Origin of the sequence: Candidatus Pseudomonas auctus, from assembly GCF_048654275.1 — a bacterium.
Taxonomy (GTDB): domain Bacteria; phylum Pseudomonadota; class Gammaproteobacteria; order Pseudomonadales; family Pseudomonadaceae; genus Aquipseudomonas; species Aquipseudomonas pharyngis.
Genome location: NZ_JBJYZK010000009.1, coordinates 71,639 through 97,369, shown reverse-complemented (window position 1 = coordinate 97,369; position 25,731 = coordinate 71,639). Strand labels below are relative to the sequence as shown.

The 25,731-nt window shown below is 61.6% G+C and carries 22 protein-coding genes, 2 pseudogenes and 2 riboswitches; of the genes and pseudogenes, 16 read left to right on the top strand and 8 right to left on the bottom strand.

What is annotated here, in order from left to right; all coding sequences use genetic code 11:
- The first annotated feature begins 31 nt into the window (after positions 1-31).
- Positions 32-616, top strand: coding sequence for a Fe-S biogenesis protein NfuA (gene nfuA, locus ACKUG4_RS17920; RefSeq protein ID WP_007959519.1), 585 nt, complete (start codon positions 32-34; stop codon positions 614-616).
- A gap of 144 nt (positions 617-760) precedes the next feature.
- On the opposite strand, the gene cobM is transcribed toward nfuA, so the two are convergent.
- From cobM to ACKUG4_RS17900, 4 genes are all read right to left on the bottom strand, one after another.
- Entirely contained in the window at positions 761-1,507 is a 747-nt protein-coding gene (gene cobM / locus ACKUG4_RS17915) for a precorrin-4 C(11)-methyltransferase (protein ID WP_445434519.1), read from the bottom strand.
- Between the two features lie 91 nt (positions 1,508-1,598).
- A complete protein-coding gene (locus ACKUG4_RS17910; protein ID WP_039768823.1) occupies positions 1,599-2,012 on the bottom strand; it encodes a cobalamin biosynthesis protein in 414 nt (137 codons plus the stop codon).
- Complete coding sequence (locus ACKUG4_RS17905) at positions 2,009-2,710, bottom strand: CbtA family protein (protein ID WP_039768821.1); 702 nt, start codon at positions 2,708-2,710, stop codon at positions 2,009-2,011. Before ACKUG4_RS17905 ends, ACKUG4_RS17910 begins: the two co-directional genes overlap by 4 nt.
- Before the next feature lie 11 nt (positions 2,711-2,721).
- The gene (locus ACKUG4_RS17900; protein WP_007959524.1) at positions 2,722-2,919 is read right to left on the bottom strand and encodes a CbtB domain-containing protein; all 198 of its coding nucleotides are present in this window, start codon (positions 2,917-2,919) and stop codon (positions 2,722-2,724) included.
- 120 nt (positions 2,920-3,039) lie between these two features.
- Positions 3,040-3,260: riboswitch (cobalamin riboswitch) on the bottom strand.
- 957 nt (positions 3,261-4,217) lie between these two features.
- Positions 4,218-4,427: riboswitch (cobalamin riboswitch) on the top strand.
- Positions 4,428-4,526: 99 nt separating this feature from the next.
- On the opposite strand from ACKUG4_RS17900, the gene cobW reads away from it, so the two are divergent.
- The 6 genes from cobW (at position 4,527) to ACKUG4_RS17870 (ending at position 14,625) form a co-directional block, all read left to right on the top strand.
- The gene (cobW, locus tag ACKUG4_RS17895; RefSeq protein ID WP_445434518.1) at positions 4,527-5,600 is read left to right on the top strand and encodes a cobalamin biosynthesis protein CobW; all 1,074 of its coding nucleotides are present in this window, start codon (positions 4,527-4,529) and stop codon (positions 5,598-5,600) included.
- A gap of 3 nt (positions 5,601-5,603) precedes the next feature.
- A complete protein-coding gene (cobN, locus tag ACKUG4_RS17890; protein WP_445434517.1) occupies positions 5,604-9,371 on the top strand; it encodes a cobaltochelatase subunit CobN in 3,768 nt (1,255 codons plus the stop codon).
- An 8-nt stretch (positions 9,372-9,379) separates the two neighbouring features.
- The gene (locus tag ACKUG4_RS17885) at positions 9,380-10,381 is read left to right on the top strand and encodes a magnesium chelatase ATPase subunit I (protein WP_445434516.1); all 1,002 of its coding nucleotides are present in this window, start codon (positions 9,380-9,382) and stop codon (positions 10,379-10,381) included.
- Between the two features lie 2 nt (positions 10,382-10,383).
- Positions 10,384-11,046 (top strand): vWA domain-containing protein, encoded by a 663-nt coding sequence (locus tag ACKUG4_RS17880; protein WP_166742307.1) that lies wholly within the window; start codon positions 10,384-10,386, stop codon positions 11,044-11,046.
- A 40-nt stretch (positions 11,047-11,086) separates the two neighbouring features.
- Positions 11,087-12,733, top strand: coding sequence for a phospholipase D-like domain-containing protein (locus tag ACKUG4_RS17875; RefSeq protein WP_445434515.1), 1,647 nt, complete (start codon positions 11,087-11,089; stop codon positions 12,731-12,733).
- Positions 12,734-13,068: 335 nt separating this feature from the next.
- Positions 13,069-14,625, top strand: a complete 1,557-nt coding sequence (locus ACKUG4_RS17870) for a TerC family protein (RefSeq protein WP_445434514.1) — start codon at positions 13,069-13,071, stop codon at positions 14,623-14,625.
- Positions 14,626-14,637: 12 nt separating this feature from the next.
- Here the strand turns inward: ACKUG4_RS17870 and ACKUG4_RS17865 are convergent.
- Positions 14,638-14,802: pseudogene (locus ACKUG4_RS17865) on the bottom strand (non-hydrolyzing UDP-N-acetylglucosamine 2-epimerase); the annotation flags it as partial.
- Positions 14,803-14,976: 174 nt separating this feature from the next.
- Positions 14,977-15,409 (bottom strand): annotated as a pseudogene (locus ACKUG4_RS17860) (thioredoxin family protein).
- A 203-nt stretch (positions 15,410-15,612) separates the two neighbouring features.
- Between ACKUG4_RS17860 and ACKUG4_RS17855 the strand changes: the two are divergent.
- From ACKUG4_RS17855 to ACKUG4_RS17815, 9 genes are all read left to right on the top strand, one after another.
- Positions 15,613-15,759, top strand: a complete 147-nt coding sequence (locus tag ACKUG4_RS17855) for a hypothetical protein (protein ID WP_445434513.1) — start codon at positions 15,613-15,615, stop codon at positions 15,757-15,759.
- Between the two features lie 273 nt (positions 15,760-16,032).
- Positions 16,033-16,881, top strand: coding sequence for a transporter substrate-binding protein (locus ACKUG4_RS17850; protein WP_085603277.1), 849 nt, complete (start codon positions 16,033-16,035; stop codon positions 16,879-16,881).
- Between the two features lie 51 nt (positions 16,882-16,932).
- Positions 16,933-17,595: an amino acid ABC transporter permease gene (locus ACKUG4_RS17845; protein WP_007960243.1), complete on the top strand. Its 663-nt coding sequence runs from the start codon at positions 16,933-16,935 to the stop codon at positions 17,593-17,595.
- Positions 17,596-17,604: 9 nt separating this feature from the next.
- A complete protein-coding gene (locus ACKUG4_RS17840; RefSeq protein WP_007960241.1) occupies positions 17,605-18,267 on the top strand; it encodes an amino acid ABC transporter permease in 663 nt (220 codons plus the stop codon).
- Complete coding sequence (locus ACKUG4_RS17835) at positions 18,264-19,061, top strand: amino acid ABC transporter ATP-binding protein (RefSeq protein WP_064381342.1); 798 nt, start codon at positions 18,264-18,266, stop codon at positions 19,059-19,061. The genes ACKUG4_RS17840 and ACKUG4_RS17835 overlap by 4 nt, the downstream gene beginning before the upstream one ends.
- A 31-nt stretch (positions 19,062-19,092) precedes the next feature.
- Positions 19,093-19,482 carry a RidA family protein gene (locus ACKUG4_RS17830; protein ID WP_039768794.1) on the top strand — a complete coding sequence of 130 codons (390 nt, stop codon included), beginning with the start codon at positions 19,093-19,095 and terminating at the stop codon, positions 19,480-19,482.
- Between the two features lie 243 nt (positions 19,483-19,725).
- The gene (locus ACKUG4_RS17825) at positions 19,726-20,490 is read left to right on the top strand and encodes an IclR family transcriptional regulator (RefSeq protein ID WP_085695953.1); all 765 of its coding nucleotides are present in this window, start codon (positions 19,726-19,728) and stop codon (positions 20,488-20,490) included.
- A 39-nt stretch (positions 20,491-20,529) separates the two neighbouring features.
- Positions 20,530-21,750 carry an amino acid deaminase gene (locus ACKUG4_RS17820; protein WP_064596998.1) on the top strand — a complete coding sequence of 407 codons (1,221 nt, stop codon included), beginning with the start codon at positions 20,530-20,532 and terminating at the stop codon, positions 21,748-21,750.
- Positions 21,750-22,682: a sugar kinase gene (locus ACKUG4_RS17815; protein WP_445434512.1), complete on the top strand. Its 933-nt coding sequence runs from the start codon at positions 21,750-21,752 to the stop codon at positions 22,680-22,682. The genes ACKUG4_RS17820 and ACKUG4_RS17815 overlap by 1 nt, the downstream gene beginning before the upstream one ends.
- 119 nt (positions 22,683-22,801) lie before the next feature.
- Here the strand turns inward: ACKUG4_RS17815 and ACKUG4_RS17810 are convergent, their stop codons facing one another.
- Entirely contained in the window at positions 22,802-23,077 is a 276-nt protein-coding gene (locus ACKUG4_RS17810; RefSeq protein WP_007952044.1) for a peptidylprolyl isomerase, read from the bottom strand.
- Positions 23,078-23,127: 50 nt separating this feature from the next.
- Positions 23,128-25,665 carry a PAS domain-containing hybrid sensor histidine kinase/response regulator gene (locus tag ACKUG4_RS17805; RefSeq protein ID WP_236187758.1) on the bottom strand — a complete coding sequence of 846 codons (2,538 nt, stop codon included), beginning with the start codon at positions 25,663-25,665 and terminating at the stop codon, positions 23,128-23,130.
- Positions 25,666-25,731: the final 66 nt, after the last annotated feature.

The following is a 25,731-nucleotide window of genomic DNA, read 5'->3' as shown; positions in this document are numbered from 1 at the left end:
AAACTCCGCCCCAAGCCTGCGAGGAGTTTCCATGACCGCTATTACCATTACCGACGCCGCCCATGATTACCTGGCCGATCTGCTCTCCAAGCAGAACACCCCGGGCATCGGCATCCGCGTTTTCATCACCCAGCCTGGCACCCAGTACGCCGAAACCTGCATTGCCTACTGCAAGCCGGGCGAAGAGAAACCTGAAGATACGGCGCTTGGGCTGAAAAGCTTCACCGCTTACATCGACTCGTTCAGCGAAGCGTTCCTCGATGATGCCGTCGTCGACTACGCCACCGACCGCATGGGCGGCCAGCTGACCATCAAGGCGCCAAACGCCAAAGTCCCGATGGTCAACGCCGACAGCCCGATCAACGAGCGCATCAACTATTACCTGCAAACCGAAATCAACCCGGGGCTGGCCAGCCACGGCGGTCAGGTCAGCCTGATCGATGTGGTTGAAGACGGCATTGCCGTGTTGCAGTTCGGCGGCGGTTGCCAGGGCTGCGGCCAGGCGGATGTGACCCTGAAGGAAGGCATCGAGCGCACCTTGCTCGAGCGCATTCCGGAGCTCAAGGGCGTTCGCGACGTGACCGACCACACGCAGAAAGAAAACGCCTACTACTAAGGTGTTCGCTGCGGCATGAAAAAACGGCGCCCCGTGAGCGCCGTTTTTTTATGCCAGAAATTCAGCGTCCCAAATCGCGAGCAGGCTCGCTCCCACAGGGAAATGCGGTCTATTGTGGGAGCGAGCCTGCTCGCGATGGGGCCGTCATGGGCGGTAAAGATGTGCATGCCCCGCGCGATACAGCGACGACTCGCTAAAGTGATCGCTACCCAACACCCGCCCAACCAGAATCAACGCCGTACGCCGAAACCCCTTGGCGGCAACCTTCGCGGCAATATCCTCCAGCGTCCCGACCGCCCAGTCCTGATCCGGCCACGTCGCCCGGTGAATCACCGCAATCGGGCAATCCGCGCCGTAATGCGGCAGCAGCTCAGCCAGGATTTTCTCCAGATGATTGACCCCCAGATGAATCGCCATGGTCGCTCCGTGCTGCGCCAGATTGCCGAGCTCTTCGCCAACCGGCATCGCAGTCTTGTCCGCATATCGGGTCAAAATCACGCTTTGCGAGATATCCGGCAGGGTCAGTTCAGCGCCCAACAGCGCGGCGCACGCGGCGGTGGCGGTTACGCCGGGAATGATCTGGAACGGAATATCCAGCTCGCGCAAATAACGAATCTGCTCGCCAATCGCGCCATACAGGCTCGGATCGCCCGAATGCACCCGCGCCACGTCCTGGCCCTTGGCATGGGCGGTCTTGATCAGGTCGATGATCTGTTCCAGGTGCAGTTCGGCGCTGTTGACCACGGTTTCCGCGCAATGACCTTCCAGCACCGCCGTCGGCACCAGCGAACCTGCGTAGATGATCACCGGGCAACTGCGGATCAGCCGCTGGCCTTTGACAGTGATCAATTCCGGGTCGCCGGGGCCGGCGCCGATGAAGTAAACGGTCATCGTTGGATCCTGTAAAAAAGGGGCAGGGCGGTGCTTCACAAGCGCTTCAGATGAAGAATGCTCATGATCGAAAGCATGGATTATCGGGAATTTACGCCGCGCCGGCCAACGCCAGAGTTGCCTGGGCGTATTTTTGCCGGGGTATCAGCAGTTTTGCCGGGCCGCTTATCAACTGTTCGGCGAGCGCCAGCGCGGCACTTTCCGCTACGCCGTAGCAACCGGTGCGTTCGAAGGCAATCTGTGAATGATGGCTCAGTCGTTGCTGATAACTGGCCAGTTCTTCGCTGCTGAAATACAGCAACGGCAGCGCCAGTTGGGCGGCGAGTTCCTGCAGGCCAGGTTCGTCGCGCTTGAGGTCGATGCTGGCCAGCGCCTTGACCTTCTCCAGATCAATTCGATGTGCCTGTAATGCCTGATCAAGCAAGGCGCGCAGCGTGCTGGCCGGGCAGCCGCGCTGGCAGCCCAGGCCGACCACGAAGGTCGGCGCTGCGCTGTCATCGGTCATGCCTGGTACTGACCTTCGCTTTTGCGGCGGAACAACCACGCGCTGATCAGGCCCAGGGCCAACCAGAACGCGACGTTGGTCAACTGCGAAGCGATTTTGAACTGAGCTTCGAGGGCTTCCGGGGCGAGCATCGAGTGCACTTCCGGTTGCGGCGCGCCGATCACGTGCGGCACGGCAAGGATCGCCACGCCGAGGATCTTCATCAGCCAGTGACGGCTGAACGCAATCAGGGCCAGACCGACAGCGGTGGAAGCGGCGGTGCCGATCCACCACATCTGACGCGAGGCCAGATCCGCGGCGGCGGTGCCCGGCAGCTCAGGTGGCAGGCCCAGGGTCGGTGCAAGCACGAAAGTCGCATAACCGGCCAGGCCCCAGAGCAGGCCTTGCGAGGTTTTGGTCGGCGCACGCAGGGTATACAGGCCCGCGAGCATCAGGGCAAAACCCACGGCAACCACCAGATTGCCACCGGTGGTGGACACCACGCGCTGCCAGCCGTCTTCCGGCTCCCAGGCTTCGGCATCGTGGGTGTGGGCGGCGGTGCCGGCAGCGTGTTCGTGAACTTCGGCAACCGGTTCGGCTTTCTCGAAGGTTTCGGCCTGCAGAATCAGCGGTGATACCCAGAAGCTTTGCAGCAAGGTCAGGAGCAGGGCAGCCAGAAGGCCGGTGAAACCTGCGGTCTGCGCAATACGCTTGATCATGTCGTCAGGTCTCAGTGGCACGGAAACGCAGCGCTGTGGCGGGTATCGTGAGCAGCGTTGTGCACCGCTTCGATGTGCGAGAAACCGGCGAAATACACCAGGCACGCACCGAGGATCGACGCGCAGACGGCGGCGGTCAGGCGTTGGCTCAGGGTGGTGGTGCTGGAGATCTTGTCCGAATTGCTGCCGGTGCTGCTGATGATCGACATGGCGCTTCCCTCTGGAGTGTCAGCGGGTGAATAGAGCGCATGAAAACCCCTGCGGCCGCGCACGCAGAGGTTCGAACAGCGCCCGCCCACCGCGGGTTTGTCAGGTTCAGTGGCGATATCGCGCACTGTGTGTTGCGGGCCGGTCTCCGGGCTCACGAGGGGTGGCTGTCTGCCGACCTGCAAGCGTCACCTTCCCATGCCCGTGGGCACAGTGGATCTGACGCTTCGCTCGTTTACCGTTGCGGGGGCAGCACCGGACTGACATGGCTTTAGAGTAAAGCACATGATTCACCGGTTTCCCGTTTCACCCTGTGAGGGGCACCCGTAACAAGTTGTGTAGGAGAGCATGGGCGGGGGATTTGAGTCAATTGGGATTGGGATTGGGATTGGGGGCAGATCCGTTGCTGCGGTTATGGCTGCTTAGGGTTCCGCCCTTACGGCGGGTCACTTTTGGCAAACGCCCCAAAAGTAACCAAAAGGTCTCTAACCCTGACGTACGGCCCCTCGCTTAGGCTCGGGGTTCCTTCGCTCCGGGATTGATCCGGGGGCATCGCCTACGGTTTGCTTCGCTGCACCTCCTCTCGATGTGTTTGGCTTCGCCAAACGGTCGCTGCGCTCCCACCCCCGGATCAATCCCTCCACTCAGCCTGCCGACGGGCCCTGCGATCAAAAGCGGTACTCGAGCTAACGCTCATCGTTTTGAGTGGTGGGGAGCTTGGGGTGTTTGGCTTTGGTTTTGTGGTGGGGCGCTTGGGGTGTTTGGCTTTGGTTTTGTGGTGGGGCGGGCCCTCACCCCAACCCTCTCCCAGAGGGAGAGGGGGCCGATTTTTGTGCTTTTCAAAGCCTGAGTTCAACGCGGTATCGCACGTCGGCGTATCTCTTCCAAACACCCCGATCAGTTCCCTCTCCCTCCGGGAGAGGGCTAGGGTGAGGGGGCTCTTGATCTGGCCTTTGCTCTAGCTCTGGCTCTGGCTCTAGCTTTTGATCTTTAGCCCCTTCGGCAGGCCGAGCGAAGGTGTCCATCAGGGGGTAGGCGCGTAGCGCCGTGCGGCGAAGCCGCATACATCGAGAGGAGGTGCAGCGAAGCAAACCGTAGGCGATGCCCCCTGGTGGACACCGTAGCGAGGGAACACTGAGCCTAGGCGAAGTGCCGTACGCCGGGGCTCAGCCTTTTTGGTTACTTTTTCGGCGTTTGGAAAAAGTGACCCGCCGTAAGGGCGGAACCCTAGGTGGCCATAACCGCAGCAACGGATATGCCCCCAAAACCAACCTCCCATTGACCCATCACGAACCCATGCGTAGCCTTGCGCTTTCGAGGTTCTTCGGCCCACGCCGAAGCTAAGAAGGGAACGCGGTCCAAGCCGCGGCTGCCCCCGCAACTGTGAACGGTGCTGTTCGCTGCCACGCCACTGCCAACTCCATCCAGAGCCAGCGGGAAGGCGCAGCGAATACCGGGCCAAGGCCCGAACACCGTCAGCCAGGAGACCTGCCTCGTCACAGATTCTCACTTTCAACCGGGCGGGGTGATCCGGTGGCGAACTCTCCAGGCACGCACTCGCGTTACCGGTCTCGTCCCGTATGCCCGCCACCTTGCCAAAGGGCATCCGATGAAAACACTGGCCAAACTCCCCGTCACCATCGTCACTGGCTTCCTCGGCTCGGGCAAAACCACCTTGCTGCGGCACATGCTCGACAACGCCCAGGGCCGCCGCATCGCGGTGATCGTCAACGAGTTCGGCGAGCTGGGTATCGACGGTGAAATCCTCAAACAATGCACCATCGGCTGCACCGAAGAAGAAGCCACCGGCCGCGTCTACGAACTGGCCAACGGGTGCCTTTGCTGCACGGTGCAGGAAGAATTCTTCCCGGTGATGCGCGAACTGGTCGCGCGTCGCGGCGACCTTGACCACATCCTGATCGAAACCTCGGGCCTGGCCCTGCCAAAACCGCTGGTACAAGCCTTCCAATGGCCGGAAATCCGCAGCGCCTGCACCGTTGACGCGGTGATCACCGTGGTCGACAGCCCGGCCGTGGCCGCTGGCACCTTCGCCGCGTTCCCGGATCAGGTCGACGCCCAGCGCAAACTCGATCCGAACCTGGACCACGAATCGCCGCTGCACGAGCTGTTCGCCGACCAACTGGCCAGCGCCGACCTGGTGATCCTCAACAAGGCCGACCAGACCAGCCCTGAAGACCTCGCGCGCGTCCGTCTGGAAGTCGCCGAAGAACTGCCGCCGGCCGTGAAAATCATCGAAGCCAGCAATGGTCGTCTGCCGCTGGACGTGTTGATCGGCCTCGGCACCGGTTCCGAAGAACACATCGACAGCCGCCACAGCCATCACGATCACCACCACGGTGAAGGCGATGACGATCACGATGACCACGATCACGACGCATTCGACTCGATTTCCATCGAGCTGCCGCAAGCTGACGAAAGCCTGCTGCTCGACGCATTGACGCAACTGGTGGTTCAACACGGCATCCTGCGGGTCAAAGGTTTCGCGGCGATCCCGAACAAGCCGATGCGCCTGCTGATCCAGGGCGTGGGCACGCGTTTCGACAAGCACTTCGACCGTCAATGGGGCGCCGATGAGGCGCGCGTGACGCGTCTGGTGTTGATCGGTCAGGAACTGGATGCCGCTCAACTCGAAGCGCAACTGCGCGCCGCGCTCAGCGTTTAAGCCATGCACCTGCTCAGGACCCAGCCCGGCGGTTTCGTGTCGGACGACAACATTGCCGACCTCGGACAAACCCCCGCCGAGCTGGTGATCCTGTGCAGCGGCGATTCCAGCCTGGCGCTGCTCGCCGAAGCCGCGCAGCAACTGCCCGAGGATTACCCGAGCGTGCGCCTGGCCAACCCGATGCAGGTGCAGAACCATGCGTCGGTCGACCTCTACGTCGATGAGGTGCTGCGCCACGCTAAGGTGATTCTGATCTCGCTGCACGGCGGCATCGCCTATTGGCGTTATGGCGTCGAGCGGCTGGTCGAGTTGTCCGAGCGTGGCGTGCAGGTGATTCTGGTGCCGGGCGATGACCGGCCCGACCCGGAACTCAGCGACCTGAGCACCGTGGGCGCCGAGGATCGCGACCGGCTCTGGCAGTTTCTGCGTCAGGGCGGCATGGACAATGCGCTGGACTTTTTCCGTTGCCTGGCCAGTCGCTGGCTGGCGCGGGATTACATGTGGGGCGAGCCGCAAACGCTGCCGCGCACGGCGATTTATCACCCGAACAAAAACACCGCCGCACTGAGTGACTGGCAAGCCGATTGGCTGCCCGGTCAACCGGTGGCGGCGGTGTTGTTTTATCGCTCGCATTTGCAAGCGGCGAACACGACGTTCATCGACGTATTCTGCCAACGGCTTCAGGCGGCCGGATTCAATCCGCTGCCGGTTGCCGTGGCCAGTTTGAAAGAGCCTGGCTGCCTGTCGGTGGTCGAGGACTGGCTGGATGAAGTCGAGGCCTCGGTGATTTTGAACACCACCGGTTTCGCCCAGTCCAGCCCGGAAGCGCCGCATCTGCGGCCATTCCGCCGCAACATTCCGGTGATTCAGGCGATCTGCGCCCAGGACAACGAACCCGGTTGGCGCGACAGCGAGCAGGGCCTCGGTCCGCGGGATCTGGCGATGCACATCGCATTGCCGGAGCTGGACGGGCGGATCATCAGTCGGCCGATCAGCTTCAAGGATCTGGCCTGGCGCAGCGAGCGCAGTCAGTCCGACGTGGTGTGTTATCGGGCGCAGCCTGAACGCATGGATTTCGTCGCCGAACTGGCGCGCCGCTGGGTCGATCTGGCGCGGGTGCCGAACGCTGAAAAGCGCATCGCGCTGATCCTCGCCAATTACCCGACCCGGGACGGGCGCATCGGCAACGGCGTGGGCCTCGACACGCCGGCCGCTGCGCTGAATATCCTGCGGGCATTGCAGGCCCAAGGTTATCCGCTGCCCGCCGAACTGCCGGACAGCGGCACCGAACTGATCCGGCAACTGCTGGGTGGTGTCAGCAATGATCTCGACACCCTCGATCAGCGCCCATGCCAGCAAAGCCTGGCGATGAATGATTACCTGTCGATGTTCAACGCGCTGCCCGAAGCCAACCGCACGGCGGTGCTGGAGCGCTGGGGCTCGCCGCAAAATGATCCGATGTGCCGGGACGGGCGGATGATGATCGCCGGCCTGCGTTTTGGCCTGACTTTCGTCGGCATTCAGCCGGCGCGGGGTTATCAGGTCGATCCGAGCGCGGTGTATCACGACCCGGATCTGGTGCCGCCGCACGCGTACCTCGCGTTCTATTTCTGGCTGCGCCAGACCTACGGCGCCCATGGCGTGATCCACGTCGGCAAGCACGGCAACCTCGAATGGCTGCCCGGCAAAGGTGTGGGCCTGTCGGAGAACTGCTGGCCGGACGCGCTGCTGGGGCCGCTGCCGAACATCTATCCGTTTATCGTCAACGATCCGGGCGAGGGCGCCCAAGCCAAACGTCGCACTCAGGCGGTGATCATCGACCACCTGATGCCGCCGCTGACTCGCGCCGAAACCTATGGCCCGTTGCGTAATCTCGAATTGCTCGCCGACGAATATTACGAAGCTCAGTTACTCGACCCGCGCCGCGCCCGTGAATTGCAGCGCGACATTCTGCAACTGGTGCGTGACACGCAGATCGATCGCGAGCTGCAACTCGATGAAGCCCTCGACAGCGATGCCGATGCGGCGATATGGCTGCCGCGTCTGGATACCTATCTGTGTGATCTGAAGGAATCGCAGATCCGCGATGGTCTGCACATCTTTGGAGAGTCGCCGACCGGACGTTTGCGTATCGATACTTTGCTCGCGTTGCTGCGGATTCCGCGTGGCGATGGCAAAGGGGCACAGTCGAGTCTGTTGCGTGCGCTGGCCAAGGCGTTTCAGTTGGGGTTCGATCCGCTGGATTGTGCACTGGCTGATTCCTGGACCGGCCCGCGCCCAATGGAACTGCAATTGCTGAGCGATGAAGTCTGGCGCACGGCGGGGGATACTCGCGAACGTCTGGAGCTGTTCGCCACCCAACTGATCTCCCAGTCACTGCCATCCCCCTGTGGGAGCGAGCCGCGCTGGGTTGAAGTCGGTGCAATCCTCGACAACCTCCGCGAAGTGATCGCCCCACGCCTCGATGCCTGCGGCCCGGCCGAAATGCGCGGCTTGCTCGACGCGTTGAGCGGCCGCTTCGTCCCCGCCGGCCCGAGCGGCGCACCCAGTCGCGGCCGCCTCGATGTGCTGCCCACCGGGCGCAATTTCTACTCCGTGGACGTGCGTAACCTGCCGACCACCACGGCCTGGCGAATCGGCTTCCAGTCCGCGACCCTGATTCTCGAGCGACACCTGCAGGACCACGGCGATCACCTGCGTCAGCTCGGCCTGTCGGTGTGGGGCACCGCGACCATGCGTACCGGCGGCGATGACATTGCCCAGGCCATGGCGCTGATGGGCGTGCGTCCGGTGTGGGCCACCGGCAGTCAGCGGGTCGATGATTTCGAGATTCTGCCGCTGAGCCTGCTCGACCGGCCTCGGGTCGATGTCACGCTGCGGGTCTCAGGATTCTTCCGCGACGCGTTCGCCAACCTGATTCGCCTGTTCGACGCCGCCGTACAAGCCGTGGCGGAACTGGACGAGCCGGATGACCTCAACCCGTTGGCCGCCAAGGTACGTGCTGAACGTGAGGCGTTGCGTCAGTCGGGGCTGGATGACGAGGCTGCCCGACGTCAGGCCGGCTGGCGGATCTTCGGTGCCAAACCCGGCGCTTATGGCGCGGGTGTGCAGGGCGCCATCGACGGTCGTCTGTGGCAAACCCGAGAAGATCTGGCCGAGGTTTACTTGAATTGGGGCGCCTATGCTTACGGTGGCTCCGATGAGGGCACCGCCGCCCGCGAGCAATTCGTCCAGCGCCTGAGCCAGGTGCAGGCCGTGCTGCAAAACCAGGACAATCGCGAGCATGACCTGCTCGATTCCAACGACTATTACCAGTTCCAGGGCGGCATGCTCGCCGCCGTGGAAAGCCTGCGCGGTGAAGCGGCAGCCAGTTATCACGGCGATCACAGTCAGCCGGACCTGCCGAAAGTCCGCACCTTGAAAGAGGAACTGAACCGGGTCATCCGCTCCCGGGCGGCGAACCCGAAATGGATCGACGGGGTCAAGCGCCACGGCTATAAAGGCGCGTTCGAACTGGCGGCGACGGTCGACAACCTGTTTGCCTTCGATGCCACCACGCAACTGATCGACGACCATCAGTACGCCTTGCTGGCCGATGCGTATCTGCTGGACCCGGCGACCCGCGAGTTTGTGCGCGAGCATAATCCCCATGCGCTGCGCGACATGACCGAACGCATGCTCGAAGCGCAGCAGCGCGGGATGTGGCAGGCACCGGGCGCCTACAAAGAGGCGCTGGAAAGCCTGCTGCTGGACATAGAAGAAGAGAGCTGAGACTGAACATGACCGACACCCCGCATTTCCCGCTCTCCGCCGTGGTCGGCGCCGATGATCTGAAACTGGCGCTGTACCTGACGGCCATCGACCCGAAGATCGGCGGCGTGCTGATTGAAGGCCCGCGCGGCATGGCCAAGTCGACACTGGCCCGGGGTCTGGCGGATCTGCTGGCCAGCGGTCAGTTCGTCACCTTGCCGTTGGGCGCCACCGAAGAGCGACTGGTCGGCACGCTGGATCTGGACGCGGCGTTGAGCGACGGTCGTGCGCAGTTTTCTCCCGGCGTTCTGGCGAAGGCTGACGGCGGCGTGTTGTACGTCGATGAAGTGAATCTGCTGCCGGATCATCTGGTGGACTTGCTGCTTGATGTGGCCGCCAGCGGCACCAACCTGATCGAGCGTGACGGGATTTCCCATCGGCATTCGGCGAAGTTCGTTTTGATCGGCACGATGAACCCGGAAGAGGGTGAATTGCGTCCGCAATTGCTGGATCGCTTTGGTTTGAACGTCGCCCTGAGCGGTCACACGGCGCCGGCCGAGCGCGGTCAGATCATTCGTCGTCGACTGGATTTCGACAGCGATCCGCAGGCGTTCTGTGCGCAGTGGGAGGTTGAGCAGCAAGCTCTGCGTCAGCGCTGCGAGAACGCCCGCAAGGTTTTACCGGGCATCCCGCTGGATGACGCGGCGCTGGCCCAGATCACCGAGCGCTGCTTCGCGGCGGGCGTCGACGGTTTGCGCGCCGATCTGGTCTGGCTGCGTGCCGCGCGGGCGCATGCGGCGTGGCGCGGTGCGGACGCCATCGCCGAACAGGATATCGATGCGGTGGCTGAGTTCGCATTGCGTCATCGTCGTCGCGAACAGTCCTCATCCAGTGCGCAGCCACCGGCGCAATCACCGTCCGGCTCCCAGACTGATCCAAGCGAAGGGCAGGGGCAGTGGGGTGAAATGCCGGCGCCGGCACTGGCTACCGGCGCACGCCGCGAAGTACCTGTCTGGCCAAAAAAGCGTTAGGCATTCGCCCCCGATCCGACGCGGGGGCGAATGCCAGACCCCGCGCCGGACGCCTCGATAACGGCCGCCAGGGCAAGCGTCATGCCGCTCGCAGTGGCTCGGTGAACTGGCCCGGAACCTTGCTCAATGGCCGCCCGAAAACCCGGGCGGATCTGCTGTTTCAACTGCGCACCCGCACGCCCCATGAACTGTGGCTGGTGATCGTCGATGCCTCGGCCTCGACCCGTCGCCATCAAGCCTTGAGCGATGCCAAGGGCGTGCTTGCGCAACTGTTCGACGACGCTTATCGGCAGCGGGCACGCCTTGCGTTGCTGACCGCAAGCGGCGCCGCGCCGAAATGGCAGGTGCAAGGGCTGAAGGCTTCAAGCGGGTTGCGTGCGTGGCTCGATGGATTGGGTGCGGGAGGCGGCACGCCTCTGTTGGCAGCGCTGACGGAAGCCGGGCATTGGCTGACGGTGCGGCGCAAGCGTTTCCCCGCTGAACAGCAACGGTTGCTGGTGATCACCGATGGCCGTTTGAAAGACTGGCCGCAACTGCCGGCGCTCGCGTGTCCGGGCCTGTTGATCGATATCGAGCGCGGGCCGATCCGCCTGAAGCGCGCAAGGCAATTGGCGACAGCGCTGGACGCGGATTACCGGCATATCGACGAGTTATTGTCGGTCTGAGGACTATGCTGCAGTGAGGCCAAATCACAAGGAGTGAATCATGCGCGTACTGGTCGCCAATCCGCAGGACGATTTTCGCGTCAAGGCCTACGCCGGCACCAACGGCGTGCTGCTCGCCATGGACCTCGCCGAACCCCGGCGCAAAGGCCTGCTGGGGTTTGCCATCGAAAAGCAGCAGGGCGACAAACCGTGGTTGTTCCTGTTCAACAGCCTGACCTTTCCCGGCAAGGCCCATACCTTCGCGCAGTTTCACGCCACGCCGAGCGACAAGGCGCCGTTGCAGAAATTTCGCTGGGCCGATTACGCGGTCAATCCGGGCATGACGATTCACTATCGCGTGCACCTGGCGTATGGCACGCCGGATGCGCTGCAACTCGGTGAGGCGCTGGAGCTGACGATCCGCTCCGACGACGGTCATCCCGCCAATCAGGGCGTGATCTTCAATCGTGCCGTGGCAGCGAGCCAGGCGTTTCAGCGCAAATTCCCCGATCTCGACGCACAGATCAGTGCCAACAAAAACCTGCCCATCGAAGCCTGGCCCGATGCGGCGCGTCAGTGGCTGGAGAACGGTCTGCTCGGGCGCCTGCAAGGCTTTATCGAACGAGCGGTGGACGCTCAGTGGGCGCTGGACATCGCGATCTACGAATACCAGTTGCAAGCCATCATCGACACGGTGAACGCGGCGTTCGATCGAGGTGTTCAGGTGCGCGTGCTGTATCACGCCCGGCCCGACGACGAAGACACCACGATCAATGAAGCGAGTCTTGCGAAACTGCCGGCGACCAGCAAGCGCGGGCGGGTCACCCACAATATTTTCCATAACAAGTTCATCGTCCTCAGCCGCCTCGACGGAGGCGGCGAGCGTCAGCCGCAAGCGGTGCTGTGCGGCAGCACCAACTTCACCGCCAACGGCGTGTACCGCCAGGCCAACGTGGTGCATGTGCTGGACGATTCGGCGGTCGGCACGAGTTACTTGAAAACCTTCGAGCAGATCTGGGCCGAGCCGGCAGACGTCGGCGCCACCCGCGACTGGATTACCCAACACAACCCGATGAATCCGGCGCAGCCCCTGTTCGCCGGGTTCTCCCCGCGTACCGGCGGCGCGGATCTGCGGGAGTTCGTCGATATCATCGAGGGGGCGAAGAAAGACCTGCTGTTCGTCACCGCATTCGCCTTGCCCGACGCGATTCTCAACGCATTGCTCGGCCAGCCCCACGACGACATCCTGCGTTACGGCCTGCAAAACACGGTCAGCCGCATCACCGGCTTCCACGCCGACCGAACCGCCGAATTCGCCGCCACCGCGTTGCTCAACACCGGGCTGGAAGGCTGGTTACGGGAAAACATGAAAGGCCAGAAAGGCAACCTGCTGGTGCACACCAAAGCGGTGGTCACCGATTTCACCAGCGACAGCCCGACCCTCATCAGCGGCAGCCATAACCTCAGCACCTCCGCCAGCAACGGAAATGACGAGAACTACCTGATCATTCGCGGTGACACCGATCTGGCGGACCGTTACGGCCTGGAACTGCTGCGGTTCTACGAGCATTACCGTTTTCGCTACTTCGCGAAGAAACTGGCGTTGAAGCAGGTACAGCCGTTGGCGGCGGATGACAGCTGGACCAACGACTACTACGTCGAGGACGACCTGCGCCAGTTGTCTCGCCTGCGGTTTTCCGGGCGTTAGCCCTTACATATCCGTTGGCTGCCGATGCTGACGAGAGCGGCGATAGGCAGGCGGCGTACAGATTTTGAAATGATTTCCAGCTGTAGGAAAAGTCATCAGAGCCTGTACGCTTCAAGGCCTTTTTTCATTCAGGATTTGCATGAACACCCTCTCGGAGCCTCCCAGTTCTTCTAAAAAAACAACGTTCCATTCGCGCCATTGCGCGGTCTTGACGCACTCGCAGCATCCGGTCTTCCGACTCCCGACTATCGTTGATGGCGCAGCCTTCGAGCTTTCGCGTCGCGCTTTGCCGTGTCCGGCAGCCTGAATTCACTGAAGAGAGACAGAGACAGATTATGGAATGGTTAGCGGATCCCACGGCATGGCTGGGCTTGTTGACACTGATCGTGCTGGAACTGGTACTGGGTATCGACAACCTGGTGTTCATCGCGATCCTGGCGGACAAACTGCCGCCGCATCAACGCGACCGCGCACGCATCATCGGCTTGAGCCTGGCGCTGATCATGCGTCTGGGCCTGTTGGCGAGTATTTCCTGGTTGGTCACCCTCACGGCACCGTTGTTCGAAGTGTTTGGCAAGAGCTTCTCCGGCCGTGACCTGATCATGCTGTTCGGTGGTGTGTTCCTGTTGTTCAAGGCGACCATGGAATTGCACGAGCGGCTGGAAGGCCATATCGGCGAGCGTTCGACCAACACCGCTTATGCGCTGTTCTGGCCGATCGTGGCGCAGATCGTCGTGCTCGACGCGGTGTTCTCCCTGGACGCGGTGATTACTGCCGTGGGCATGGTCGATGAACTGGCGGTGATGATGATCGCGGTGGTCGTGTCCATTGGTGTGATGATCGTTGCCAGCAAGCCGCTGACCCGCTTCGTCAACGCCCACCCGACGGTGATCATGCTGTGTCTGGGCTTCCTGATGATGATCGGTTTTGCCCTGACTGCCGAAGGCCTGGGTTTCCATATCCCGAAAGGTTATCTGTACGCGGCCATTGGTTTCTCGATCCTGATCGAGATCTTCAACCAGATCGCCCGCGCTCGTCGCAAGCGCTCGATGCAGGGCTTGCGCCCGATGCGCGAGCGCACGGCCCATGCGGTGATGCGTCTGTTGGGTGGTCGCAAACTGGCGGCGGAAGAAGTCGGCGAGGAGATTTCCGACTTGCTGGACAACGGTGAAGCGCCGAGCGCGGAGCTGTTCGACCGTCGCGAGCGGGTGATGATCAGCGGTGTGCTGCAATTGGCCGAGCGACCGATTCGCGCCTTGATGACAGTGCGCGCCGATGTCGATCACATTGATCTGGCGGACGACGCCGAGGCTATTCGCACGCGACTGATGCATTCGTCCTACTCGCGCTTGCCGCTGATTCGTAACGGCGCAGTGGATGAGCCGCTGGGCTTCGTGCACAAGAAGGAATTGCTCAAGGAATATCTGGCTGGCAACGAGCCGAACCTTGAACACCTGGCGCGCAAGACCGTCAATCTGCTGGACAGCTATTCGATCCTCAACGCACTGGAACAAATGCGTGCAGCCTCGACCCACATTGCCTTTGTGGTGAACGAGTTCGGTGACTTTGTGGGTGTGTTGACCATGACCGACATTCTCGAATCGATTGCCGGTGAACTGCCGGACGCCAGCGAAATCGCAGGCCCCGACGTGGTCGAGGAGCAGGGCGGGTACATCGTCAATGGTGCGCTGAACCTGACCCGCATCCGCGAGCACACCGGTTTTCGCGCCGAGCCGACCGAGGATTACCAGACCCTCGCCGGGCTGGTGATGAGCCTGCTGGATCGCCTGCCGATGAAGGGCGATCGACTGGAACATGAAGGCTGGGGCATGACCGTAATGGCGGTCGAAGAACGTCGCGTGACGCGAGTGTTGCTGGTGCGTGAGGCCTGATGGCCTCACTGATGTCAGTTCGAAGGCCTCCAGTACCTGAGTCAGCATCTCGCGATGCTGACCGGTGGAGCAGATGTTGAGTGTGATGTCGGGCCACTGACGCAGTATCCGGGCCAGCGGAGCCATTTTGATGGCCTCCGGGCGAGTACCGAAAACCATCATGACTTCAAAGGACATTGACCCTTCCTGGACGTAGCATGGCTGCGACCCGAGGGCCGGCAGCACTCATCTCTTTCTGAGAAATAAAGAAAAGCAGCCGGATGGGAGCTTGTCCAATCCGGTCTCGAGGCTAGTTGTTACAGATCAATAGCAGCGAAGGTGCAACTGCCTGATGGCGCTTGGATTGCAATTTCAGGAAAGGTTCCACCGTTTTGCGCGGTGGACGGTGCAGAGGGTGCGGAGGGTGTGACGCAGCCAGTTCAGGTCATGGGCCGATTTGCGCGGCGCAGCGGGGTGTCGGGTTTTTGCCGAGGAATTGGGTGAAGTCGTGCAGGAGGGATTCTTCCGAACCGATGCCTTTCAGTTTTTTGACCAGAACGCCTTCCTTGTAGAACAACACCGTTGGCGTCCCCGTGACATCCGGATGCCGACACGACTGTGCGGTATCGAGCATGAAGATATCCATCCAGGGCCGGAAGGGTTTGGCGATCTCGAGAAAAACCGGGCTGGAAAACACGCAGGCAGCGCAATGCTCATTGAAGAAATACAGGACGACAAGACGCCTGGCTTTCAAGACTTTCCGGTACGTCGGGGGCAACGCTGAATATCGAGTCGGTGTCGTCATTGGAGCCTCCTGGTCAATGAGTCTGGAAGGCCTTTGAAGTTAAAGCAGGGCAAAACGGCGGTCTACTGTCAGAAATTACAGGTAGGTCCTGCAAAGGATGATTTCGTCCTACTTTGATGCAAGAGCATTCCCTCAGAAGACTCAGATCCGCGGAGGCCAGGCAGCTGGTATCGTTTTTCAGACATTTATCAAAGGAGCTCCTGATGGGCAGCGATGCAGGTTTGAAAGCAGTTTCCGTAGTACGAATCGATGAGGCACTTATGAATCGCCTTGAGGATCTGGAGCTGATAGCTCTCTGCAAGGAGCGGGAAAATGATCCGACCATAAAAGTTTCGATAGACAACCTTTGAGCTTGGTTCTCGGAGATAAACACTGCCCCTGAATCGATCACCCGTGCACCGACTGGGAACCTGTTACCCGCATTGTTGTAGCCAACGGTAGCGCACGCTCCGCTCTCTCGCTGTTTCTCTATTTTTCCGTTTTACGTATCTCTTTGATTCCTGTGAATTTTCAAACGGGTGCAGATTCCCCGCGAATCCTGTGGCACACTTTCTGCTGTCTATTCCGTAGTAACAAACCGTGTTCCGGTATAGCGGAATAAACAATCCTCTGGAGTGCTTGCCATGCATCGCCGACCTTCCTTGTTCAAAGCATGTGTTTTTGTTCTCGCGGCTTCGTCCGCTGTCATGGGTATGGCCCAGGCGGCCGACAGCAAGCTCGATAGCGTCCTGGCCCGTGGAAAACTGATTGTGGGCACCGGCAGCACCAATGCGCCGTGGCACTTCCAGGGTGCGGACGGCAAGTTGCAGGGTTTTGATATCGACATCGCGCGGATAGTGGCCAAAGGTCTGTTCAATGACCCGAGCAAGGTCGAGTTCGTGGTGCAGTCATCCGATGCGCGGATTCCCAACCTGCTGACCGACAAGGTCGACATGAGCTGCCAGTTCATCACTGTCACCGCCAGCCGTGCGCAGCAAGTGGCGTTCACCCTCCCGTATTACCGCGAAGGCGTTGGCCTGCTGCTGCCGAACAACAGCAAGTACAAGGAAATCGAAGACCTGCAGGCAGGGGGCGATGGCGTGACCGTGGCCGTGCTGCAGAACGTGTACGCCGAGGAGCTGGTGCATCAGGCGCTGCCCAAGGCCAAGGTCGATCAGTACGACAGCGTCGATCTGATGTATCAGGCGGTGAACTCCGGTCGCGCCGATGCCGCCGCCACCGACCAGTCTTCGGTCAAATACCTGATGGTGCAGAACCCTGGCCGCTACCGCAGCCCGACTTACGCCTGGAGTCCGCAGACCTACGCCTGCGCCGTCAAACGTGGCGATCAGGACTGGCTGAACTTCGTCAATACCGCGCTGCATGAAGCCATGACCGGCGTCGAGTTCCCGACTTATGCCGCCTCGTTCAAGCAATGGTTCGGCGTCGATCTGCCATCGCCTGCCATCGGTTTCCCTGTCGAATTCAAATGATCCCGTGAGAGTGGGGCGCCCTGATGCGCCCCGCTCAAGGTACTGCCGACCATGAACTATCAGTTGAACTTTGCCGCCGTGTGGCGCGATTTCGACACCTTGCTGGCGGGGCTCGGTCTGGGCCTCGAACTGGCGCTGGTGTCGATCGCCATCGGCTGCGTGATCGGCCTGCTGATGGCGTTTGCCTTGCTGTCCAGGCATCGCGCCTTGCGGGTGCTGGCATCGGTGTATGTGACGGTGATCCGTAACACGCCGATTCTGGTGTTGATTCTGTTGATCTACTTTGCGTTGCCAAGCCTGGGGATCCGGCTGGACAAGATCCCGTCGTTCATCATCACGCTGTCGCTGTATGCCGGGGCGTACCTGACCGAAGTGTTCCGCGGCGGTTTGTTGAGCATCCCCAAGGGCCAGCGTGAAGCCGGGCTGGCGATTGGTCTGGGCGAGTGGCAGGTGAAGGCCTACGTCACCGTGCCGGTGATGTTGCGCAACGTGCTGCCGGCGCTTTCGAACAACTTCATTTCACTGTTCAAGGACACCTCGCTGGCCGCTGCGATCGCGGTGCCGGAGCTGACCTATTACGCGCGCAAGATCAACGTCGAAAGCTACCGGGTGATCGAAACCTGGCTGGTGACCACGGCGTTGTATGTCGCGGCCTGTTACCTCATTGCCATGCTGCTGCGTTACCTCGAGCAGCGTCTGGCAATCCGCCGATAGGAGGCTGCGATGTACGAATCCCCCAGTTGGTTGCATGAGTTGTGGATTGCCCGTGAAGCCTTGTGGCAAGGCTTTCTGACCAGCGTGCAGGTGTCGGCGCTGGCGATTCTGTTCGGCACGGTCATCGGTGTGTTTGCCGGGCTGGTTCTGACTTACGGCAAGTTCTGGATGCGCGCGCCGTTCCGCTTTTATGTCGATCTGATTCGCGGCACGCCGGTGTTCGTGCTGGTGCTGGCGTGCTTTTACATGGCACCGGCGCTCGGTTGGCAGATCAGCGCGTTTCAGGCCGGCGCCCTCGGGCTGACGCTGTTTTGCGGCTCTCACGTGGCCGAAATTGTGCGCGGTGCGTTGCAGGCCTTGCCGCGCGGGCAGATGGAAGCCGGCAAGGCCATCGGCCTGACGTTCTATCAATCCCTTGGTTATGTGCTGTTGCCTCAGGCACTGCGGCAGATCCTGCCGACCTGGGTCAACTCGTCCACGGAAATCGTCAAGGCCTCGACCTTGCTGTCGGTGATCGGCGTGGCCGAGCTGTTGCTCAGCACCCAGCAGATCATTGCCCGGACGTTCATGACCCTGGAGTTTTATCTGTTCGCCGGTTTTCTGTTCTTCGTCATCAACTACGGCATCGAATTACTCGGCCGGCACATTGAAAAGCGGGTGGCCCTGCCATGACTCAAGCTCAAGTTTCCAACCTCCAGAACGCTCAGCCTCTGCTGGACATCCGTGGCCTGCACAAACAATACGGCGCGGTCGAAGTGCTCAAGGGTGTCGACCTGAGCATGCAGCGCGGCAACGTGGTGACGCTGATCGGCTCCAGTGGCTCGGGCAAGACCACGCTGCTGCGTTGCGTGAACATGCTCGAGGAATTTCAGGGCGGGCAGATCCTGCTCGACGGCGAATCCATCGGCTATGACGAACTCAACGGCAAACGCGTGCGCCACCCGGAAAAAGTCATTGCCCGTCATCGGGCGATGACCGGCATGGCGTTTCAGCAATTCAACCTGTTCCCGCACCTGACCGCGTTGCAGAACGTCACGCTCGGCCTGCTCAAAGTCAAAAAGATGCACAAGGACGAAGCCGTGGTCCTGGCCGAGAAATGGCTGGAGCGGGTCGGCCTGCTGGAACGGCGCAATCACTTTCCCGGCCAGTTGTCCGGCGGTCAGCAGCAGCGCGTGGCGATTGCCCGGGCGATTGCGATGAACCCGAGCCTGATGCTGTTCGACGAAGTCACCTCGGCCCTAGATCCGGAACTGGTCGGCGAAGTGCTGAACGTGATCAAAGGCCTGGCCGAGGACGGCATGACCATGTTGCTGGTGACCCACGAAATGCGTTTTGCCTTCGAGGTTTCGGACAAGATCGTTTTCATGAATCAGGGGCGCATCGAAGAGCAGGGGCCTCCCAAGGAACTGTTCGAGCGTCCTCAATCGCCGCGGCTGGCGGAATTTCTCAAAAGCACGCGGTTCTGACTTTTCACTTTTTCAATCAGGAGAAACACCCATGAGCATTACTCGTTACGGCACCGGCAGCACCGCCGCTGGCGGCCAGCCGCGCCCATTCGCCCGCGCCGTTGAAGCCGATGGCTGGCTGCATGTTTCCGGGCAGGTGCCGGCGGTGGATGGCGAGATCATTGTGGGCGGCATCGTCGAGCAGACGCACCAGACCATGAAAAACCTGATCGCGATTCTCGAAGAAGCCGGTTATGGCCTGGAAGACGTGGTACGTGCCGGCGTGTGGCTGGACGATCCGCGGGATTTCACCAGTTTCAACAAGGTCTTCGGCGAATACTTCAAGCCCGAACACGCACCGGCCCGGGCCTGTGTGCAGGCAAGCATGATGGTCGACTGCAAGGTCGAGATCGACTGCATTGCGTACAAGAAGAAGGCTTGAGTGATGTGGCGTCGCTGAGGCCGTAGCCCCCTCACCCTAGCCCTCTCCCCCAGGAGAGGGGACTGATCTCTATCGATGCAGATTGTTGTGCCAGACGATGGCATTTGCATCGATACGGTCAGGCTCCCTCTCCCTCCGGGCGGTCCGACGTTTCGGGAGGGCGGGGGGTGAGGGCTGCGATCCAACTGACACAACGCCAAGGGCCAGTTACCATCCCCGGCATCTTTTATGGGAACCACTGAAATGACCGAAGACACCATCAAGCGCCGGGCACGCGGTCTGGACCGGGCGTTCGATATCCTCGATTTTCTCAAGGAAATCGGCCAGCCACTGCGCCCGAACGACATCGCCAACGGCATCGGCAGCCCGAAATCCACGGTCTACGAACTGGTGGCGTCGTTGCTCGAACGGCGGATCCTGGAGCCGGTGGGCAAGGACGGTCACGTCTATCTCGGTCGTCAGCTGTACTTCCTCGGGCAGGCGCATTTGCGGCATTTCGACCTCAGTCGCGAGGCCGATCACGCGTTGCAGGAGATCGTCAGCCAGACCCGGGAAACCGCGCAGATGTGCCTGCTCAACGGGCGCAAATACACGGTGGCGCTGATGAAGGAGGGCGAGCGGCATTTCCGCATTTCTTCCGATATCGGCGAAAACGCGCCGATCCCGTGGACAGCCTCGGGACGCCTGCTGCTGGCGCACTTGAGTGACCAGCAGATCAGCGATTTGATCGACCCCGACGACTTCATCCTGCCGGATGGCGAACGCCTGCCGATGGAGACGTTTCTGGCGGAAATCCGTCAGGCCGGCATCGACGGTTTCTTCTCCTTCGACAGTGTCGCCGACACCTTCACCCATTGCTTCGCCGCCCCGGTCAAAGACCCTCAAGGCGTGGCCATCTGCACCCTGTGCATCGTCGCGCCGCGCGCCGATGCCAAGACCCATTACAACGACTATCGCCGGGTCTTGATCGAGAGCGCCAACAGCCTCGCCCGGCGAATCAACGAATAACCGCGCCTGCCTGCGGGCGCGACTGTGAGGAGTTCGACCATGACGACTGCCAACAACACTGCTGCCGTGGAAAAGGGCGATGCCGCCGTCGGCGCGCAACTGGTGCGTGACATCAGCCTGCCGGCGCTGGTCCTGCACCGTGAAGCGCTGGAACACAACATCCGCTGGATGCAGAAATTCGTCAGCGACAGCGGCGCCGAACTCGCGCCCCATGGCAAGACCAGCATGACCCCTGCGCTGTTTCGTCGTCAGCTCGACGCCGGCGCGTGGGGCATCACCCTGGCCAGCGCCACCCAGACCCGCGCCGCTTACGCCCACGGCGTGCGCCGGGTGTTGATGGCCAACCAATTGGTCGGCACGCCGAACATGGCGTTGATTGCCGACCTGCTGGCGGCGGATTCGGGCTTCGATTTCTATTGCATGGTCGATCACCCGGACAACGTCGCCGATCTGGGCGCTTACTTCGCGTCGCGTGGCGTGCGGTTGAACGTGATGATCGAGTACGGGGTGGTCGGTGGCCGTTGCGGTTGCCGCAGCGAGCAGGAAGTCATCGAACTGGCCAAGGCCATCGGCGCGCAGCCGGCACTGGCCTTGACCGGCATCGAAGGTTACGAAGGCGTGATCCATGGCGATCACGCCGTCACCGGCATCCGTGAATTCGCCGCCTCGCTGGTGCGTCTGGCGGTGCAGTTGCAGGACAGCGGCGCGTTCGCCATCGCCAAGCCGATCATCACCGCGTCGGGTTCGGCCTGGTACGACCTGATTGCCGAATCGTTCGAAGCGCAGAACGCTGGCGGGCGTTTCCTCAGCGTGTTGCGTCCCGGCAGTTACGTGGCGCACGACCATGGCATTTATAAAGAGGCGCAGTGCTGCGTGCTCGATCGTCGCAGTGACCTGCACGAAGGGCTGCGTCCGGCGCTGGAAGTCTGGGCCCACGTGCAGTCGATGCCGGAGCCTGGCTTTGCCGTGATTGCCCTGGGCAAGCGTGACGTGGCGTTCGATGCCGGGATGCCGGTGCCGTTGCTGCGTTACAAGGCCGGTGTGCTGCCGGCGGTGGGCGACGATGTCGGTGCCTGCAAGGTGACGGCGGTGATGGACCAGCACGCGTTCATGACCGTGGCGCCGGGCGTGGAATTGCGCGTCGGCGACATCATTTCCTTTGGCACTTCCCACCCGTGCCTGACCTTCGACAAGTGGCGCGTAGGGCTGCTGGTGGACGAGCAGTTGTCGGTGATCGAAACCATGGAAACCTGCTTCTGATGAACATGCTCAGTGCATTGGGTCCGAACACCCCGCGCATCGCCCTGATCGGCGAATGCATGATCGAACTCCAGCAACGTGCCGATGGCAGCCTGCAACAGAGCTTTGGCGGGGACACGCTGAACACGGCGGTGTATCTGTCCCGCGCCATGGGCGACAAGGCGCAGGTCGATTACGTCACGGCGTTGGGTGACGACAGCTTCAGTGATGCGATGTGCCGCAGTTGGGCGGATGAAAACATTGGCCTGGATCTGGTCCAGCGCTTGCCCGGTCGTCTGCCTGGCCTGTATTGCATCCAGACCGATGCCGCCGGGGAGCGTCGCTTCCTTTACTGGCGCAACGAAGCCGCCGTGCGCGACTGCTTCACCACGCCGGCGGCCGCACCGATTCTGGCGGCGCTGCCGGATTATGACGTGTTGTATTTCAGCGGTATCACGTTGGCGGTACTCGGCACACAGGGCCGTGAAAAACTGATTCAAACCTTGATCGAAGCCCGTCAGCGTGATGCGCGGATCGTGTTTGACAACAACTACCGCCCACGCCTGTGGGCTTCAGTGGAGGAGGCGCGGGCGGCGTATCGCAGCGTGTTGCCCCATGTCGATCTGGCGTTGCTGACGGTGGACGACGAGCAGGCGCTGTTCCATTTCGAGGACTGTGACGCGGTGTTTGAAGCATACGCGCAGATCGGCACGCCGGAAGTGGTGCTCAAACGCGGCGCCGAAGCCTGTCTGATCCGTTGCGACGGGGAGGCTTTCGAAATCCCGGCGCAGAAGGTCGAGAAGGTGGTGGACACCACGGCGGCGGGGGATTCGTTCAGTGCGGCGTATCTGGCGAGTCGTTTGCTTGGGGGTAGCCCGGCGGAAGCGGCGCAGGCCGGCCATCTGCTAGCGAGCCAGGTTATTCAAGTACCCGGAGCTCTGATTCCGAAGTAATCGGTGATCGATTGCCGGGCAATCGGATCGTGAGCAGGCTCGCTCCCACAGTGATTGTGTGTCGTTCACGATTTTTTGTGGGAGCGGGCCTGCTCGCGATTGGCCCTGAAGCCAAACACTCAATCGCGGTAAAACACCTGCACCAGGTGATAACCGAACTTGCTCTTGATCGGCCCGTGCACCGTGCGCAGCGGCTTTTTGAAGATCACCGCATCGATCGCGCCGACCATCTGTCCCGGCCGCACTTCACCCAGATCGCCGCCGCGCTTGCCGGACGGACAGGTCGAAAACTTCTTCGCCAGCACATCGAACGCTTCACCATTGGCGATGCGTTGTTTGAGTTTTTCAGCCTCTTCGGCGGTCTTCACCAGAATATGGCGGGCTTGGGCTTTCATCGTGCAATACCTGTAGCGGGGTGACGGCGGGGCGCGGATTATGCCTCAAGTCACGGGGTTTGGCTGGTCATCGTGCGGATCTTGCCGGCCAGCTGTTCGATGGAAAACGGTTTGGCGACCATGTCCATACCGTCTTCGAGGAAGCCCTGGCGTTCGGCGGCTTTCTGCGCGTAACCGGTCATGAACAACACTTTGAGCCCCGGACGATGCTGGCGGGCGATCTCAGCCAGTTGCCGGCCGTTCATGCCTGGCAGGCCGACGTCGGTCACCAGCAGGTCAACCCGCATGTCCGACTCCAGCAGCGGCAGGGCACTCCTGGCGTCTTCGGCCTCATGGGCGCGATAACCCAGCTCCTTGAGCAGGTCCATCACCAGCATGCGCACCGCCGGATCGTCCTCGACCACCACCACGGTTTCGCCGGTCGCGGGGGTGGGTGTCTCGCTGACCGTTTCCGCCAATGGCTGCTCAGGTTCCGGCGCGTGGAGGCGCGGCAAGTACAGCCGCACGCAGGTGCCCTGGCCAGGCAGGCTGTCGAGGCTGACGTGTCCACCCGATTGCTGGGCAAAGCCATAAATCATCGATAACCCGAGCCCGGTGCCTTGCCCGATGGGTTTGGTCGTAAAGAACGGATCGAACGCCTTGGAGCGCACAGAAGGCGTCATGCCCGTGCCGTTGTCGCTCACCGCGAGCATCAAGTAGTCACCGGCCTTGACCGGTTCGAGGGTGGTGATGTCGTTGCCGTCGAGGTAGACGTTAGCGGTTTCGATTAATAGCTCGCCGCCGTCGGGCATGGCGTCGCGGGCGTTGATCACCAGGTTGAGCAGGGCGTTTTCCAGTTGGCTGACATCCGTACTGACGGACCAGACATTGTCGGCGAGGCGCAACTTGAGCTCGATCGGATCACCCTTGGTGCGGCGGATCAGGTCTTCCAGCGAACGGATCAGTTCGTTGACGTCGATGGTCTTGCGATCCAGCGACTGGCGCCGGGAGAACGCCAGCAGACGGTGGGTCAGTGCCGCCGCGCGGTTGGCCGAGGACACTGCCGCGTCGGTGAAACGGCCGATCTCATCGGCGCGGCCATTGGCGATGTAGCGCTGCATCAGGTCGAGGCTGCCGATGATGCCGGTCAGCATGTTGTTGAAGTCGTGGGCGATGCCGCCGGTGAGCTGGCCGACCGCTTCCATTTTCTGCGCATGGCGCAGAGCGTCTTCGGCGCGTTCGCGTTCGAACATCTCGTTCTGCAAACGCTGGTTGGCCTGGGCCAGTTGTTCGGTGCGCGCACTCACGCGTTCCTCAAGGGTTTCATTGAGGTTGCGCAGGGCTTCTTCGGTCTTTTTACGTTCGGTCTCGTCGATCACGAAGATGTAGAAACCGTTCACCGCACCGTCCGCGCCGTGGCGCGGCAGGTAGTTCATCAAGGCATGCCGCTGGCTGCCGTCGCGGTGCGGCGTGTACAGGCTGAACGAGCAAGGGCGGCCGGCGAGGGCTTCGGCGATGTACGGCGCCCGCAGGAAATAGGCCTCTTCGCCGATCACCTCACGGATCGTGCGACCGTACAGCTCTTGAGGCGTGAGCCCGTACCAGTCGAGGTACGCGGCGTTGTTCAGGCGAAAGCGTTCCTCGTGGTCGACATAGCTGATCAGGATCGGCATGGCGTTGATGATCAGCTGCAGCTCGGTCTGGCTTTGGCGCAATGCCTGTTCGGTGTGCTTGCGCTCGGTCAGATCCAGCGCGGCGCCGAGAAAACGCATCGGCCGGCCATGATGATCCTTGTAGCAGCGCCCGCGGGCGAACACCCAGCGCAGCTCGCCATTGGCTTGCAGTAACCGGTATTCCTCGGCGTATTCGGTGCCGTGGGTGATGCAGTGCTTGATGCTGCGGGCAATCATCGCGCGGTCTTCGGGGTGCACGCCTTGCAGGTATTCGCTGATCGGCAACTGACCGGCCAGCGCCGGATCGACACCGTGCAACTGGGCGAAATGCGCGTCGGCGATGAAGCGGTCTTCGCCGATGTCCCAATCCCAGGTGCCGACCGCATCGGTGGCTGCCAGCGCCAGTTGCAGGCGCTCTTCGCTTTCGCGCTGGGCCTTGAGACTGTCTTCCGAGCGTTGCTGCAGTTCCAGGGCGATGCGCCGGCGTTCGTTGGTTTCAATGGCGGTGACCAGAATGCCAGCCACTTGCGCGCTTTCATCGCGGATCGGGCTGTAGGTCAAATCCAGCCAGAAGTCGGAATCCTTGCCGTCCCGTTGCAAGGTGAAGCGCCGTTCGCTGTAGGTTCGCACCTGGCCTTGTAGGACTGCGCTGTAAATCGGGTCGGTAAAGTCTCGAAGTTCCGGCCATATCTGGTGTGCCGGCTGTCCGAAAGCGTGCGGATGCTTGCTGCCGGCCAGCAGCGCAAAGCCGTTGTTGTAGATCTGGGTCAACTGCGGACCCCACAACAGCAGCATCGGCATCGGCGAGTGAATCACGATGTCCACCGCGGTGCGCAAGCTCTGTGGCCAGGTGCCGGAGGCGCCCAGCGGGCTGCGGCTCCAGTTGGTGCGGGCAATCAATGCCTGGGCGTCGTTGGTGTTCGGTACAGCGTTCATCACATCAATCCTGAGCATCGGTCGGTGAGGCGGCGTCTACTATCCTAGTGCGGTAGACGCTGTAAG